Source organism: Streptomyces sp. SP18BB07, from assembly GCF_036322545.1.
GTDB classification, from domain to species: Bacteria; Actinomycetota; Actinomycetes; order Streptomycetales; family Streptomycetaceae; genus Streptomyces; species Streptomyces deccanensis.
Genome location: NZ_JAQYWT010000112.1, coordinates 1 through 356, shown reverse-complemented (window position 1 = coordinate 356; position 356 = coordinate 1). Strand labels below are relative to the sequence as shown.

1 pseudogene is annotated in these 356 nt (G+C 72.5%); it reads right to left on the bottom strand.

Annotated elements, in window-relative coordinates:
- Positions 1-213: 213 nt before the first annotated feature.
- Positions 214-356: pseudogene (locus PUR53_RS00320) on the bottom strand (ATP-binding protein); the annotation flags it as partial.

Sequence of the window (356 nt, the reverse complement as noted above, 5' to 3'; positions counted from 1 at the left end):
CCCTGGAGGGCTTGTGAACGCGACCTGCGGACTGTGCGGCGAGCAGCTGGAGCGCGGGCACCTGTGCGAGCGGCACACCGTGGCCCTGGCGAAGCGCCTGGAGGAACTGCCTGTCCTGAGTCGGAATCCTCGTGAGCGTAGCGTGACTGGGGAGTCGCAGTGCGCGAAGGCCGGGGGATCGCCGGTGCGCAGATACGTTCCGCTAGATGTCCCCCCGGGGCGCGGATCGCAGGCGTAGACCGAGCGGAGGGCCCCCACCATCTGCTCGGCGGCGGCGAGGACCCGGCGCTGTCCGTCCGTCTTGCCTGCCACGCGGAGCGGACGCAGCGCGGTGCCGAGGCGGTCGTGGGGCAGGG